The following is a 13,966-nucleotide window of genomic DNA, read 5'->3' as shown; positions in this document are numbered from 1 at the left end:
GGCAACCGCCTACTTCTTTATTTTATTTCTCTTTTATATTCTTTTTTCGTTCCATCAGAGAAGACAACTTCTAACGCGAATTTTTGGTAGTCTTTATCAAGTTTGAAAACATTCACTACTTGATCGATTACTTCTTGGTCAGGAGTATCTTTATCAAATTTTAATTCTTGTAGAAGTGGGCTTAATTTTGTGATAGCCTCGTCTCCTGTTAATTTTACATCTGCTTTATGATCTTCAATTTTTGCTTCCATTTTTTTATCGGCTGCTACATTTTTATAGTCTGCTTCGTAGTCTTTCTTGGTATCTTGGTAGTCTGCCTTTAAATCGAACTCATTGAAATTTAGTTTTAAATCAGCAGGGGCTTCATTCTTTGCCTCTTCTGTAGTCTTTTTATTAGAAGTCGTGTCTTCTTTTGCAGGAGCTTTACATCCTGTTAACGCAGGTACTAGCATAAGAGCTAATAAAACTGATAGTAAAATTCTCATTATAAATTCCTCCTTATGTAAATTTGTTCTATACAAGTTTTTCCCAAAATCATGTAATTATGTATGTGTTGAAAATAAATTTTTGGCTTGTAGCTTCAAGGATTAATCCGCTATTTAAATCAAAAATGATTTGTATGTATATGGTAAATTGAAGTTGTGAGGAGGTACTAAAATGCAGGTATGATTTTTAATATCATTTCACTATTGCTACAACTTGTGAGTTCGGGTGTAATCGTACCACACGAGATGCTTTCTAAAACATATCAAACAATCGGCGAATTATTTCCTGCAACATATGCAGCGAATGGCTATTATACAATAATATTCGGGGGAGTTAGTTTAGAGAAAAATATTATTTCATTATTAGTCATTATATTAGTTACACAATTGGTAGCAGTGATTACTGTATCTATAAAAGGAATAGTAAAGGAAAGAAGAAGCTCTGTAGTTAAAGGAGTATAAAGTAAAAAGGTATCCTTCAATTGGATACCTTTTTTTACTGGTACTTATTATTTTGCAACTTCTGTCCACTTGTAGTTAAATTCACCGCCGAAGTCAGTTGTTACAAGTCCTTTAATGAAAGAGCGTTGTAAGTAAGAGCGACCTTGTTGGTATAAAGGAGCGACAGCGCCGTCTTGTAATAAGATTTTTTCAGCTTGTTTCATTGCTTCAAAGCGAGCTTTTTCATCGCCAGCTAAATCTGTTTTCACTTTATGAATGAGCTCATCGTACTCTTTGTTAGAGTATTTATCGAAGTTATAAGCACTATCTGTTGTAAATAAATCTAAGAATGTAATTGGATCAGCGAAGTCAGGGCCCCAGCCATCAATACCGATTTCATAGTCACCACTTAATAGTAGTTTTAACTGTTGTTTACGTGGTTGTGGTTTTAATGTCACTGTTAATCCATCTAGATTCTTTTCTAGTTCACCTTTTAAATATTCACCAGTCTTTTTAGCTAAAGCATTATCACTTGTTAATAGTTCGATTGTTACTTTGTCAGTACCAAGTTCTTGTTTCGCTTTTTTCCAGTTTTCTTTCGCTGTTTTCACATCATCTTTGACTAGGTTTCCGTTTTCTTTACGGAAGTCGTTACCTTCTGGACTCTTTGCGAATTTCGCAGGAATCATTCCTTCAGCTGGGACAGCACCGTTATTTAAAATTGTTTCTACATATGCTTTTTTATTCATTGCTCCGTTAATAGCAAGGCGTGCATGTTGATTTTTTAATGTTTCATTTTTTTGATTTAGTCGTAAGAATTGAATGCCAACTTCAGCGCGGTCTTTGAAGTTTGGATCGCCCTTATATTTATCAACAAACTCCGCAGTTAAAGCAACGCGATCAATTTGTCCTGAATCATATAAGTTAACTTCTGTAGACTTATCTTTAACGACATTGAAGTTGATTTCTTCTAATTTTACAGTTTTAGCATCCCAATAGTTAGGGTTTTTCTTCAATTGGAAGCTTTGCTCGTGTTTCCAGTTATCTAATGTGAAAGCACCGTTGTAAATTAAATGATTTGTTTCTAAACCATATTTATCTCCTTGAGATTTTAAGTACTCTTCGTTAATTGGTAAGAATGTTGAGAATGTCGTTAAGCTTAAGAAGTAGGGAACAGGACGATCTAGTTGTACTTCTAACGTTTTATCATCAAGAGCTTTGACCCCTAGTTGATCAATTGGCAATTGTTTCTGGCTTATTTGTTTCGCATTCTGTATATCGAAGAATAAGAACGCATATTCAGCTGCTGTATCAGGATTTACGGCACGTTGCCAAGCGAAGACAAAGTCCTTTGCTGTAACAGGAGTGCCGTTTGACCATTTTGAATCACGCAGGTGGAATGTATATTTTGTTTTATCGGGACTAACGTCAACCGACTCAGCAACACCAGGAATCGGTTTGTTATCTTCTCCCATTGCATATAAACCTTCAAAAACATTTCGCATTACGCTCATAGATTCCCCATCCGTTGCTTTTGCAACATCCATTGTTGGAATTTCTGAAGCGAATGATAAGTTAATTGCCTGTTTATCAGGTGCTTTATCATTTGCTTTCGCTCCGCTTGCATGATCTTTATTTCCCCCACAAGCAGTTAGTAATAGACTTGCCCCTAAAACAGATGCAACAACAGGTACAACTTTTTTCTTCATTGTTCGTTCCTCCCTAAATGTGTTGTTCGTAACGTCGTAATGTCCACGTTTTGAAGTGTAGCTATAGAAGAAGAGAAAACCTATTATAGATATGTGTATGTAGGTAATCAGGTGTTCTATATGTATATACATGTTGAACTATAATCTATCGTTATATGTTTCAACGTAGTAGATGTTATATTTCGATGGTGAAATATTTTGTTTCTTTGATTATTTAGAATATTAACACTGGAAAGAACTATATGTCAATAATAAAAATAGATTGTTAATTTCTTAGAATAATATATTAAAAAATCAGATTTCCTCGTAGTGAGGAACCTGCTTTTAATATGTTTTGCTAAAAAAACAATTGGTATGGGGGAGAAATTTCAAATAAAGGGGCCCTTTATTCCGCTATTTGCGGGTTACCGATAAAACCCTGATTGGTGCGGGTTAATAATTAGTAGGGATGAAGAGACCCCAATTATTAAAGTTTTACTTTATTTTTCAATTTTTGCCCATTTGAAGTTTAACTGACCAGCAAAGTCTACTTGCACAATTCCTTTTACGTAAGAACGTTCTAAATAAGATTCTCCTTTTTGATAAAGAGGAGCGATGACAGAGTCTTTAAATAATATTTTCTCTGATTCTAGTAATGCTTCAAAGCGAGCTTTTTCATCGCCGGCTAAAGTCGTTTTAACTTTTTCAATAGTTTGATCGAACTCTTTATTAGAGTAATGATCTAAGTTGTAAGGATTATTCGTTGTAAATAGCTCAAGGAATGTGATTGGATCAGCAAAGTCAGGGCTCCAACCATCAATTCCAATTTCGTAGTCACCTTTTAATAAAAGCGAAACTTGTTGTTTACGTGGTTGCGGTTTTATATTTACTGTTAAGCCTTCTAAATTCTTTTCTAATTGTCCTTTTAAGAACTCACCAGTTTTCTTATCGAGATCAGCATCACTCGTTAATAATTCTAATGTTATCTTTTCAGAACCAAGCTCTTGTTTTGCTTTTTTCCATAACTCTTGTGCAGATTTTGTATTAACTTTTGTTAAATCGCCGTTTGCAGTACGGAAGTCTTTTCCGTCAGGTCCTTTTGCAAAGTTTTTTGGTACGAGACCAAAGGTTGGTGTAGAGCCGTCATTTAATAATGTATTTACAAAGGATTTTCTATCAATTGTTTGATCGATTGCTTGGCGTGCAGAAACGTTTTGAAGTACTTTGTTTTGTTGATTCATACGTAAAAATTGTACGCCTACGTTTGGACGTTCTTTAAAGTTAGCATCTTTTTTATATTTATCAACGAAGTCAGATGTTAGTTTTATACGGTCTAATTGTTTTGACTCGAATAAATTTACTTCTGTTGATTTTTCTTTTACGACGTTAAAATTGATTTCTTCCAGTTTGACATTATCTTTATCCCAATAGGTAGGGTTCTTCTTAAATTTAAAGCTTTGTTCGTGCTTCCAATCGCTTAGTGTAAAAGCGCCGTTATACAAGATTGTATTGTCTTCTAAAGCGTACTTATCACCTTGTGTTTTAAAAAATTCTTCGTTAATTGGTAGAAATGTTGGGAACGCTGTTAAGCTAATAAAGTATGGAACCGGACGCTCTAATTCTACCTCAAACGTATGGTTATCAACTGCTTTTACACCAAGTTGGTCGGCTGGAAGTTCTTTGTTGTTAATTTTTGTTGCGTTTTTAATATCAAAGAATAGAAATGCATATTCAGAGGCTGTTGCTGGATCTACGGCTCTTTGCCAAGCGAAGACAAAATCTTTCGCTGTAACAGGAGTACCGTTTGACCATTTTGAATCTCGTAAATGGAATGTGTATTTCGTTTTATCGCCACTTACTTCATGAGATTTTGCAACACCAGGAACAGGTTTGTTACCTTCACCAAGATTATACAAACCTTCAAATACGTTTCTCATTACTTGACCAGAATCAGTATCTGTAGCACGAGCCGTATCCATTGTTCGTATTTCAGTAGGTGAAGATAAATTTAAAACCTGTTTACTAGGTGCCTCGTCTTTTGCATTTGCTCCGCTTGCTTCGTTTTTATAACTACCGCAACCAGTTAATAAAATACCTACTCCTACAACTGATGCAATACCGGGTACAAACTTCTTTTTCATTTGATTTTCCTCCTAAATAATTAAGTTTGGATGATGATGAGGGAAATGAAAAATAAAAAATCCCTCTTTTCGTATTGAGAAAGAGGGATTTTTACGTACAAGTTATGCACCCGTATATAAACGAAGTCCCTCATTCTATCTTTCAAGCATAAAGCTTGCAGGAAGTGGCACAGTATTCAAAATGAACCTGCTGCCGAGGTTTCAAAGGGCCAGTCCCTCCACCTCTCTTGATACAATGAGTAAACGAATAAATTTTATTAATTTTTTTGTTTCTTTGATAATTCAAAATCTTACACCTTAGATAATAAAGTGTCAATCGAATAAAATATAGTTTAAATTTTCAGTTTTTTAAAAGTAAAAAAACCACTGCATATGGCAGTGGTTTTTCTACTAGAAGTTAAAGTTATCTGGATCTGGACCAACGCGACGATCTTCATTTAAAGCTTGGATGGCTTTCATATCATCAGCATTTAATTCAAAATCAAAGATATTTGCATTTTCAATAATGCGATGTTCTTTAATTGATTTAGGAATCGTTACAACTTCGTTTTGTAAATCCCAGCGTAAAATAACTTGTGCGGTCGATTTATTATATTTTGTCGCAATTTCTTGTAATGTTGGGTTATCCAGTAGTTGGCCCTGCATTAATGGTGACCAAGCTTCAAGTTGGATGTTATGTTCTTTACAGAAAGTATGTAATTCTTCTTGTGCTAAGCGTGGGTGATATTCCACTTGATTGACCATTGGCTTAATTTCAGCAATTTCAAGTACGTCTTGTAAGTGGTGAATGTGGAAATTACTCACACCGATAGCACGAACACGGCCATCTTTATAAAGTTTTTCTAGCGCTTTCCATGATTCAGTATATTTCCCTTTTACAGGCCAATGTACTAAATATAAATCTAAATATTCTAGACCTAATTTTTCTAATGTAGTTTCATATGCTTGAAGTGTTGATTCATAGCCTTGATCGCTATTCCATACTTTTGATGTAATAAATAATTTTTCACGTGAAACACCGGATTCACGAATCGCTTGTCCAACGCCATCTTCATTTTGATAGATTGCTGCAGTATCGATGCTACGGTAGCCATTTTTAATTGCTGCTTTTACAGAATCAATTACTTCTGAACCATCTTCTACTTTAAAAACACCTAAACCGAACCAAGGCATTTTCACACCATTATGTAATGTTGTATAGTCTTTTAAATTTGTTAAATTCATATTATTTCCCCCTAGCTTTTTTATTTGTTGCTTCTACTGCTTTTTGAATTGCCTCTGAAAAATTATATTCATATAAAGTTTTGAGACCTTCAGCTGTGGAACCACCTGGTGTTGTTACTTGTTCTCGGAGGTTAGCTGGATTTTGCGTTTGTTCAAGCATAGAAGCAGAGCCAGAAATCATTTGAATGACAAGATGTTTTGCGGTTTCTTCATCGACTCCATAACTTTTTGTTGCTTCAATTAAGCTTTCAGCAAAGTAATAAAGGAAGGCTGGCGCACTTCCAGTAACTGCAGTAAGCTGATGAACTTCTTCTTCGGTGCAAAGCTGTGAAGTACCAATGCCTCTTAAAAGCAGTTGCAGGGTTTCTTGATGCAACTTATTTACTGATTGTCCCATTGTATATAAGGAGATAGACTTTCCGATTTCAGCAGCTGTATTAGGCATAATCCAAGCAACAGGCGTGCCTTTTGGGAGCCTAGCTTCTAAATAAGATGGTCCAATGCCAGCTGCTACTGTTACGACAAGTTGATTTGATATTAACGGAGATAGCTCAGTTAATAACTCTTCATGAGCAGAAGGTGGCATTGCTAAAACAACCGTATCAACAGATGTAATATGCTGCTTCCAATCGGTTGCAGTAGACACATTATATCGATGTTGTAACTGTTTGAGCTTTTCTACGTTACTTCGGTTAGAGACGATAATTTCTTCGATGTATTCTTTGCTTGTTTTGAGTAATCCGGAAAATATAGCTTCTGCCATACGACCGGCGCCAATAAATAAAATTCGATGTTTAGTTGCCATATCCTTTATTCCTTTCTAGTAGAGATATGTTATAAAAACGATATCATTTTTAAGAGAATTTTGTAAAAAGAAAAGACTTATCGTAGGTGGAATAGATAATGTTTTTTTGGGAGTAAGGAAATTAATGGTAAATATGAGAGCTGTTCCTTATACTGATGATAGGGAATTTATTACACATCTGGGGGAGAGATAAATATGGTTAGGAGTCCACTTTTTTTACTTGTTTCTAGCATTATTTGTGTATTGGTTGGATTGTATATTCAATCGAGTTATATTGAAATTTTTGCATCGATTATGGGGATCATTAATGTTTGGTTATTAGCGAGAGAAAAAGTATCCAACTTTTTATTTGGCATGATGACTGTTGCGGTATTTCTATATATTTTTATTACACAAGGTTTATATGCAATGGCAGTATTAGCCGCTTTTCAATTTATCTTTAATGTATATGGTTGGTATTATTGGATTGCACGAAGTGGGGCGGGAGAGGTGAAAGCGACAGTTCGTTTAGATTTGAAAGGGTGGACTTTTTATATCATTTTTATTTTAGTTGCTTGGATTGGTTGGGGTTATTATCAAGTCCGTTATTTAGAGTCAACAAGTCCATATTTAGACGCTTTAAATGCTGTATTGGGACTAGTGGCTCAATTTATGTTAAGTCGAAAAATATTAGAAAACTGGCATTTATGGATTTTGTATAACGTAGTTAGCATTGTAATTTATATTTCTACTGGTTTATACGTCATGCTAATATTAGCTGTTATTAATCTCTTTATATGTGTAGCTGGTTTGCTAGAGTGGAAGAACAATTATAAGGGACAAGAACATGTAAATAATTATATTTAGAAAACAGTTGGAATCGAAAACCCCCTGAAGCGTATATGCTTCAGGGGGTTATTAATAGAATATTAGTTTATGCTTTTGTTAGACCAAGTAATACAGCGCCACCGATAATTAAAACACTACCTAGTGCAATAAAGATCAATTGGCGTTTTGTTTTCTTTTCGCCTAAGAATACAATCGCACCGAATGTTGAGATAACGATTCCAGTTTGAGATAATGGGAAGCTTGTTGCTACTCCAACACGTGGTAATGAAAGAAGTAAGAATAAGTTTCCTGTTCCCCATAGCAAACCAGATAAAGCATTACGGATTGCATATTTGTTAAATGGCTTATGTTTAGATGTCAATACAACCGCACCAACAAACATACCAACTGCTTGTGGTAAAATAGCAGACCAACCATCGATATTATACCAACGAATAATAATTACATATACAAGATAGCCGAAAGTAGAAACAATTAAAGTAAGAAGTCCTTTTTTCAATTGTCCAGGTGGCTGAGCATTTTCTTTATCATCTAATGATGTGAATACAACACCAACTACGATTAATAGGATTGCAATCGTTCCCAGAATGATCGTTGTAGTAGTAGTCCACTCACGGAAAGCGATAACCCCAAAGATAGAAGTTGCAACAAGTTGCATACCAGTAGAAATCGTTACAGTAGTAGAAACACCTAACTTTTCTACTGTTTTTAATTGGTTTACTTGTCCTAAAGCCCAGAATAAACCTGAAATAAAACCAACCATCAAGATTGTCATTGTTAAAGCTGGTTGAGTAAATACATACATAATTGTTGCGAAGAATAGAGCACCGATTGTCATACCTACCGTTTGGCTATATGCACCACCGCCCATTTTTACGCTTACTAATAAGATGTTTCCCCATGCAATTGCAGGAAGAAGCGCTAATAAAATGTCCATTACAAGACTCCCTTCGTTTTGCTATACCAATATAATTACATATCGTTCTAACGATCGGTAATGCCCCACTAATAGAGTAGAAGATTACCGATCGCTAAAACAGAATGAAGAATTCACGATATAAATGCGTTTTCATTTCTTCATTTTTTCAAACACCTCCATATAATAACAGGAAATTGCCTATTTTAGAAAGTAAATTCAAATAGAATGTATATTTTAATAAAAGGTAAAATTCAGTTATTTCATACGGTATATTTTATTTCCTGAGAAATAAAAAAGCAGCTTTCGACAAAAGCTGCTTTAAGAGTTAGTAATTCTTTTATTAATAAGCTGAATACATAGCAGAAATACGAGCGACATACTGATAGTGATAACTACCAGTGTCCAGGCGAGTTGCATATTACTTGCATCAATGGCCATGTAAATTGCAGTTGGGATTGTCTGTGTTTTACCAGGAATGTTCCCAGCAAACATGAGTGTAGCACCAAATTCACCGAGCGCACGGACAAAGCTCAAAATCATCCCGCTTAGTAAGGCGGGAAACGCAAGCGGAAGTGTAACGTGCAGAAAAACTTGATATTCACTTGCGCCAAGGTCACGAGCACTTTCTTCAATTTGTACATTTGCGATAGAAAATCCTGTTTTTGCTGATTGGTACATAAGCGGAAATGCAACAACTGTAGAAGCGATGATCGCAGCAGTAGATGTGAACATAATAGACTGCTGAAATAATGATTCAACCCACTTTCCGATCGGGCTGTTGTTTCCAAAAATGATAATGAGAAAGAAGCCGATAACAGTTGGGGGAAGTACCATTGGTAATAAAAATATGGTTTCTAATAGTACTTTATATCGCCATGAGGAGCGAGCTAGCGCCCGTCCAATAATCGTTCCTAAAATAGTAACGAGAATGGTGGCGCATGCAGCTACTCGTAAAGATAAAAAGACAGGCGATATAATAGCATCAAAGTTCATAACAATTACGACAGGACTGTAAATCCATATTTCTTAAAGATAGATTGTGCATCTTTTGACTGCAAATACTCATAAAATGAAGTCGCCTCTTTCTTATGCTTAGATTCCTTTATAACACCTAAAGGATAGTGGATTGGCTCGTGAGAAGAAGCAGCTGCTGTCTCACCAATCTTTACTTTGTCTGAAATGAGAGCATCCGTTTTGTAGACGATACCAGCATCGACATTCCCTGTTTCTACATATGTTAACACCTGGCGAACATCTTTTGTAAATACGACTTTATTTTGAACATCATTCCAAAGGTTTTCATGTGTTAGAGAAGCCTTTGCGTATTTTCCAGCAGGTACAGATTCAGGTGTACCAAGTGCGATTTTTTTGATTTTCTCATCTTTTAAATCTTGGAATTTTGTAAGAGAACCATCTTTAGGGATGACTAGAACTAGTTCATTTCCAAGAAGATTTTTTCCTTCTTTTTCATTAATAAATCCTTTTTTTACAAGGGTTTGGAATTTATCCTCTGCTGCAGAGAAGAATAAATCAGCAGGTGCACCTTGTTCAATTTGTTGTTGAAGTGCACCAGAAGCACCGAAGTTAAAAGAAAGTTTAATATTAGGTTCTTTTTCTTTATATTGTTTTTCAATTTCTTTTAATGCATCTTGTAAGCTTGCAGCAGCTGAGATAGTGAGTTCGACTGTTTTATCTTCTTTAGCAGCTGACTTTGTATTCTTTTCTCCGCTTGTACAAGCAGCACTAAATATAAGGAGAAACGAAAGTATAAGTACCCCAATGGATCGTAATGTAAATTTGTTCATAAAAAAGTCCCCTTTCATTTTGACATATTCAATTATAACTAATTATAACTAAATATAACTAGTTATAATTGAATATAATTTGAACATATATCTATTTTTAAAAAATAGGAGAAATATTCTTTTCTTTGTTACAATGAAAGGAGAAAGTGAGGAATCGTCTATGGATCATCATTCCTACACAACGGAAGAAGTAGCAAAGCGATTAAAAGTATCGAAATTAACTGTATACGACTTAATTAAAAAAGGAGAACTTCCTTCTTATAGAGTTGGTAGACAGATGCGCATTGATGCAGCAGATTTAGATCAATATATAAAACAAATGAAAACAGGAAAGGTACAAGTTACTCCTGTAAAAAATGATGGTAGTAGTATCTTGAACACGTGTATTATTAGTGGTCAAGAACTAACGCTAGATATGTTAGCTAAACGTATAGAAAGCAGTTTGCCAAGTTCTAATGTTTTAAGAGCGTATCAAGGTAGCTTAACAAGTTTAGTGAAAATGTATCAAGGAGAAGGAAGTATCGTTAGTTTGCATTTGTTTGACGGTGAAACAGGTACATATAATGTTCCTTACGTAAAACGCATTTTAGTAGGACAGCCATGTATTATGATTAATTTATTGTCCAGAAATGTAGGGTTTTATGTCCAAAAAGGAAATCCGAAGAAAATAAAGACATGGGCTGACATAGCCGGGTCCTCTATAAAGTTTGTAAATCGAGAAAAGGGTTCTGGTATTAGAGTGTTAGTGGATGAGCAATTACGAATCCAAAAATTAAATAAAGATGATATTAGTGGATATGAATGGGAAGAATCGAATCATCTTGGTGTTGCTACGCAAGTCGCGAACAGGAAAGCTGATGTTGGAGTAGGGTCAGAAAAGTTTTCGCAAATTGTAAATGTAGATTTTATTCCAATCATGAAAGAACAGTATGATTTAGTAATTTTGAAGAATAAAGAAAATGAGGAACTTATTAAGGTTATAAAAGAAACGCTGCAATCGGAAGGATTTCATAATGAATTAAAAGCGATTGGCGGATATGATATAACGAAAACAGGTCAAATTATATATGAAATAAAGTGAAACTTTAATCAGTGGGGGGTCTTCATCCCCCACTGATTATTAGTTGAACCAATCGGACTTTTATGGGCAGTTGATCCCCCACCTAACTTCTTTGCTTTCGCTGAATTTTGAGGTGGGGGTCTTACTGCCCATTAAAGCGGGACAAACTAAAAGCTGCTTGTCTATAAGACAAGCAGCTTTTTTATATAAAGGGGTTTGGGGAAACAAAGTGAAAGTGTTAAACAAGACCTTGAGCAAGTGTGTAAATGAAAGCTGTAAGAAGAGTCGCTCCACTTGCAAGTCCGATAAAGTCTGATTTGTTGAAAGTAATATTGATCATTATAATCTCTCCTTATTTGTTTAATGTAGTTGCAACAGCTTTTGCATCGACAAGTGCGGATAGCACCATGCCCATTGTGTTTAAAAATTTATTTGATTTCATATTGTTCATCATGCGTATCCGCTCCTTTTCGAATTGTTGTTGCCCTGCTTATGTCTTAATTATAGGGAATATGGCCACTTGCAACTATCGAATTAGCTTACGAGAGACTTACACTTTTGTAAGAAAAAAAGACATTCGTGTAAGAATGTCTTTTAAAGCATATTGATATGATGATGCTCTTCAATTGTTTTTAAAAAACTCCGCATTGAATTGGTCATATAGCTATCTTTACGGCGTATGAAAACTGTTGAAATACTACCGTACTTTTCGGGAATTGTATGGCAATGTACTTTACCTGCCGTGGAAAGATGCTGGACGGCAGACTGCGGTACGAGTGTAATTCCAAGGCCAAGTGCAACACTATTTAATATAGTTTCTAATATATTAAATTCCATAATTCTTTTTGGAAGTAATCCTTCATCTTTTAGCCAACGCTCAAGTTTAGAACGATACCCACATCCTTGATTAAAAACAAGAAGAGGGGTTGTAGTGAACTCTTCTATATGAAAAGCTTTGTTATGTGTAACGAGTACAAGTGCTTCTGTACTGACATCGTACTGTTCAATAAGTGGATGCTTAATTGGCCCTGATATAAAAGCACCATCTAATTGATGATCGAGAACTTCTCTAATCAATTCTTCTGTTAGACCCGCTTGTAATGATAAATCGACATTCGGATAGCTTTTATAGTAAGACGATAAAATGGTAGGTAATGTACTTACTGTTTCGACTGTACCGATTTTTAATATACCAGAGGGTGTTTCACTATCTAAAAATACTTGTTTTAGTTCGTCGACATCTTGCAAAATTTTATTAACATAAACGAGCATTTTTCTTCCTTCAGCTGTTAAAGTCATCCCTCGTTTATGTCGATAAAAGAGCGATGTTTTAAGTTCGTTTTCTAGTTGTTTAATACGTGCAGTTACATTTGATTGTACGTAATTTAATTCCTTTGCTGCGCCGCTTACACTACCCTGGTCGGCAACGTTTTTAAAGATTTGTAAGTCTCGTAATTCCATTTTGTCATCTCCCTTGATGTTAACTATCATTATAAATGATAGTTAACATCATTTTGAATCGTTTTACGTGATATATTTTTTCTTTTACAATTCTCTTTGTGCAAATAGAAAGAAGCGGGGGATTGCAGTGAGAAGAGGTCAAATGATAATAGGAGCCTTGGCGTGTTTAATTGCGAGTATGTCATGGGGGGCGATGTTTCCGGTTGCTGATCATGCACTAGAATACATAGATCCATTTTATTTTTCGCTTATTCGCTATGGAGCGGTGGCGATAGTATTGATTGTATTATTGTTAATAAAAGAAGGAAAACAGGCATTTCGTTTAGAGGGAAGAGGAAAGTTACTCGTCTTTTTCGGAACGATGGCGTTTACTGTATATAATGTCCTCATATTTTTAGGTCAAATGTTAATGGGTAAGCCAGGTGTAATGGTAGCTTCTATTATGGAAGCACTTATGCCGATGATTTCTATTTGTATTTTATGGGGATATAAGAATATAAAACCGAAAAAGTATATGATAACGAGCATGATTATCGCTTTTGTAGGAGCTGTGTTTGTTATTACAAAAGGTGACATGAGTTTCTTTGTAACGTTGAAAGATAACATGTTCTCACTAGCATTTATATTTATTGGCGTTATAGGATGGGTTATTTATACGATGGGTGGTCAAACGTGTAGTGATTGGTCAACATTACGTTATTCTACGTTGACGTGTGTATTTGGTACGACTGTTACAGGAATTATAACGGTAATTATTACAGCACTTGGATATGTTTCAGTTCCGAGTATGGGAACGATTTCTATTGTAAAATATGATTTGTTATTTATGATGACATTGCCAGGTATCGTAGCGCTACTGGCTTGGAACTACGGTGTGAAAATTTTATCATCCATTAATGGTATTTTATTCATTAATTTCGTACCAATTACGACTTTAGTTATTATGATGATGCAAGGATATCAAATAACAATGTTTGATATTATAGGGACTTTACTTGTTATTGCAGCACTTATTCGCAATAACATTTGTCAGAGGAAAGAAGAAAATATAAATCAGAGAGTTTTACAAAAAGAACAATTACGTCAAGCTGTTTAATAGGCAATTGGAG

General features: G+C 35.0%; 14 protein-coding genes and 1 riboswitch. Of the genes, 4 read left to right on the top strand and 10 right to left on the bottom strand.

Annotated features, from left to right (window positions below):
- Positions 1-17: 17 nt before the first annotated feature.
- On the bottom strand, positions 18-485 hold the full coding sequence (locus COK05_RS09705; protein ID WP_098612405.1) for a YusW family protein: 468 nt from the start codon (positions 483-485) through the stop codon (positions 18-20).
- Positions 486-665: 180 nt separating this feature from the next.
- Here COK05_RS09705 and COK05_RS09700 point away from each other — a divergent pair, with 180 nt between their 5' ends.
- Positions 666-947 carry a hypothetical protein gene (locus COK05_RS09700; protein ID WP_098612404.1) on the top strand — a complete coding sequence of 94 codons (282 nt, stop codon included), beginning with the start codon at positions 666-668 and terminating at the stop codon, positions 945-947.
- 47 nt (positions 948-994) lie between these two features.
- Here the strand turns inward: COK05_RS09700 and COK05_RS09695 are convergent, their stop codons facing one another.
- From COK05_RS09695 to proC, 4 genes are all read right to left on the bottom strand, one after another.
- Complete coding sequence (locus COK05_RS09695; RefSeq protein ID WP_097819855.1) at positions 995-2,635, bottom strand: peptide ABC transporter substrate-binding protein; 1,641 nt, start codon at positions 2,633-2,635, stop codon at positions 995-997.
- Between the two features lie 479 nt (positions 2,636-3,114).
- Positions 3,115-4,755: a peptide ABC transporter substrate-binding protein gene (locus COK05_RS09690; RefSeq protein ID WP_098612403.1), complete on the bottom strand. Its 1,641-nt coding sequence runs from the start codon at positions 4,753-4,755 to the stop codon at positions 3,115-3,117.
- A gap of 132 nt (positions 4,756-4,887) precedes the next feature.
- Positions 4,888-4,992, bottom strand: a riboswitch (SAM riboswitch).
- Positions 4,993-5,145: 153 nt separating this feature from the next.
- Positions 5,146-5,979 carry an aldo/keto reductase gene (locus COK05_RS09685; protein WP_098612402.1) on the bottom strand — a complete coding sequence of 278 codons (834 nt, stop codon included), beginning with the start codon at positions 5,977-5,979 and terminating at the stop codon, positions 5,146-5,148.
- A gap of 1 nt (position 5,980) precedes the next feature.
- Complete coding sequence (gene proC, locus COK05_RS09680) at positions 5,981-6,784, bottom strand: pyrroline-5-carboxylate reductase (RefSeq protein WP_098612401.1); 804 nt, start codon at positions 6,782-6,784, stop codon at positions 5,981-5,983.
- A gap of 195 nt (positions 6,785-6,979) precedes the next feature.
- Between proC and pnuC the strand changes: the two genes are divergently transcribed.
- Complete coding sequence (pnuC, locus tag COK05_RS09670) at positions 6,980-7,630, top strand: nicotinamide riboside transporter PnuC (protein WP_098612399.1); 651 nt, start codon at positions 6,980-6,982, stop codon at positions 7,628-7,630.
- A 67-nt stretch (positions 7,631-7,697) separates the two neighbouring features.
- Here the strand turns inward: pnuC and COK05_RS09665 are convergent, their stop codons facing one another.
- From COK05_RS09665 to modA, 3 genes are all read right to left on the bottom strand, one after another.
- On the bottom strand, positions 7,698-8,549 hold the full coding sequence (locus COK05_RS09665; RefSeq protein ID WP_098612398.1) for a GRP family sugar transporter: 852 nt from the start codon (positions 8,547-8,549) through the stop codon (positions 7,698-7,700).
- A gap of 300 nt (positions 8,550-8,849) precedes the next feature.
- On the bottom strand, positions 8,850-9,524 hold the full coding sequence (gene modB, locus COK05_RS09660; RefSeq protein WP_098612397.1) for a molybdate ABC transporter permease subunit: 675 nt from the start codon (positions 9,522-9,524) through the stop codon (positions 8,850-8,852).
- Between the two features lie 5 nt (positions 9,525-9,529).
- Entirely contained in the window at positions 9,530-10,336 is an 807-nt protein-coding gene (gene modA / locus COK05_RS09655) for a molybdate ABC transporter substrate-binding protein (RefSeq protein WP_098612396.1), read from the bottom strand.
- A gap of 160 nt (positions 10,337-10,496) precedes the next feature.
- Here modA and COK05_RS09650 point away from each other — a divergent pair, with 160 nt between their 5' ends.
- A complete protein-coding gene (locus COK05_RS09650; protein WP_141538989.1) occupies positions 10,497-11,417 on the top strand; it encodes a substrate-binding domain-containing protein in 921 nt (306 codons plus the stop codon).
- 217 nt (positions 11,418-11,634) lie between these two features.
- On the opposite strand, the gene COK05_RS09645 is transcribed toward COK05_RS09650, so the two are convergent.
- Entirely contained in the window at positions 11,635-11,736 is a 102-nt protein-coding gene (locus COK05_RS09645; RefSeq protein ID WP_098612394.1) for a DUF3948 family protein, read from the bottom strand.
- Between the two features lie 254 nt (positions 11,737-11,990).
- Complete coding sequence (locus COK05_RS09635; protein WP_098612393.1) at positions 11,991-12,857, bottom strand: LysR family transcriptional regulator; 867 nt, start codon at positions 12,855-12,857, stop codon at positions 11,991-11,993.
- A 127-nt stretch (positions 12,858-12,984) separates the two neighbouring features.
- On the opposite strand from COK05_RS09635, the gene COK05_RS09630 reads away from it, so the two are divergent.
- Positions 12,985-13,953: a DMT family transporter gene (locus tag COK05_RS09630; RefSeq protein WP_141538980.1), complete on the top strand. Its 969-nt coding sequence runs from the start codon at positions 12,985-12,987 to the stop codon at positions 13,951-13,953.
- Positions 13,954-13,966 lie beyond the last annotated feature (13 nt).

Source organism: Bacillus cereus, from assembly GCF_002567495.1.
GTDB lineage: Bacteria > Bacillota > Bacilli > Bacillales > Bacillaceae_G > Bacillus_A > Bacillus_A cereus_AQ.
The sequence above is the reverse complement of the archived record's forward strand: the minus strand, read 5'-3'. Positions and strand labels throughout refer to the sequence as shown.

Coding starts and splice junctions, on each gene's coding strand:
- COK05_RS09665 (WP_098612398.1), bottom strand. CDS start 8,549: ATGGACATTTTATTAGCGCTTCTTCCTGCAATTGCATGGGGAAACATC.
- COK05_RS09635 (WP_098612393.1), bottom strand. CDS start 12,857: ATGGAATTACGAGACTTACAAATCTTTAAAAACGTTGCCGACCAGGGT.
- COK05_RS09695 (WP_097819855.1), bottom strand. CDS start 2,635: ATGAAGAAAAAAGTTGTACCTGTTGTTGCATCTGTTTTAGGGGCAAGT.
- COK05_RS09685 (WP_098612402.1), bottom strand. CDS start 5,979: ATGAATTTAACAAATTTAAAAGACTATACAACATTACATAATGGTGTG.
- modB (WP_098612397.1), bottom strand. CDS start 9,524: ATGAACTTTGATGCTATTATATCGCCTGTCTTTTTATCTTTACGAGTA.
- COK05_RS09700 (WP_098612404.1), top strand. CDS start 666: ATGATTTTTAATATCATTTCACTATTGCTACAACTTGTGAGTTCGGGT.
- proC (WP_098612401.1), bottom strand. CDS start 6,784: ATGGCAACTAAACATCGAATTTTATTTATTGGCGCCGGTCGTATGGCA.
- COK05_RS09650 (WP_141538989.1), top strand. CDS start 10,497: ATGGATCATCATTCCTACACAACGGAAGAAGTAGCAAAGCGATTAAAA.
- modA (WP_098612396.1), bottom strand. CDS start 10,336: ATGAACAAATTTACATTACGATCCATTGGGGTACTTATACTTTCGTTT.
- COK05_RS09705 (WP_098612405.1), bottom strand. CDS start 485: ATGAGAATTTTACTATCAGTTTTATTAGCTCTTATGCTAGTACCTGCG.
- COK05_RS09645 (WP_098612394.1), bottom strand. CDS start 11,736: ATGATCAATATTACTTTCAACAAATCAGACTTTATCGGACTTGCAAGT.
- COK05_RS09690 (WP_098612403.1), bottom strand. CDS start 4,755: ATGAAAAAGAAGTTTGTACCCGGTATTGCATCAGTTGTAGGAGTAGGT.
- pnuC (WP_098612399.1), top strand. CDS start 6,980: ATGGTTAGGAGTCCACTTTTTTTACTTGTTTCTAGCATTATTTGTGTA.